Source organism: Prevotella sp. HMSC077E09 (assembly GCF_001814685.1).
Classification (GTDB): domain Bacteria; phylum Bacteroidota; class Bacteroidia; order Bacteroidales; family Bacteroidaceae; genus Prevotella; species Prevotella oris.
In genome coordinates this window covers 1-715 of sequence record NZ_KV817490.1, presented here as the reverse complement: position 1 = coordinate 715, position 715 = coordinate 1, and the positions used below count along the sequence as shown (strand labels likewise).

1 rRNA gene is annotated in these 715 nt (G+C 53.3%); it reads right to left on the bottom strand.

Annotated elements, in window-relative coordinates:
* Positions 1 to 715, bottom strand: a 23S ribosomal RNA gene (locus HMPREF2983_RS00535); the annotation flags it as partial.

The following is a 715-nucleotide window of genomic DNA, read 5'->3' as shown; positions in this document are numbered from 1 at the left end:
TCGCCATTCGGCTGAGACTTAGGACCCGACTTACCCCGGGATGATTGGCATTGCCCGGGAAACCTTAGACTTACGGCGGAGGGGAATCTTACCCCTCTTGTCGTTACTTATACCTACATTTGCTTTACCATGCGCTCCAGGATCAGTCATCTTCACCATTCTGCGCACATGGTATGCTCCCCTACCGATACTTTCAATATACATTGCTATCCCGCGCCTTCGGCATCTGACTTATACCCGATTATTATCCATGCCCGGACCCTCGACTAGTGAGCTGTTACGCACTCTTTGAATGAATGGCTGCTTCCAAGCCAACATCCTAGCTGTCATGGGGACCGGACTTCGTTAGACTAACTCAGACAGAATTTCGGGGCCTTAGACGGCGGTCTGGATTCTTCTCCTCTCGGGGACGGACCTTAGCACCCGCCCCCTTACTGCATGGCTGCGGTCCGTGAGCATTCGGAGTTCGTCAGGTCTCGATAGGCGGTGAAGCCCTCTTGACCTATCGGTCGCTCTACCTCTCACGGAGATCGCCACACGCGGCACCTAAATGCCTTTCGGGGAGTACGAGCTATCTCCAAGTTTGATTGGCCTTTCACTCCTACACTCAACTCATCCGGAAGCTTTTCAACGCTTATCGGTGCGGTCCTCCATTCCGTGTTACCGGAACTTCAACCTGGTCAAGTGTAGATCACTTGGTTTCGCGTCTACCCCC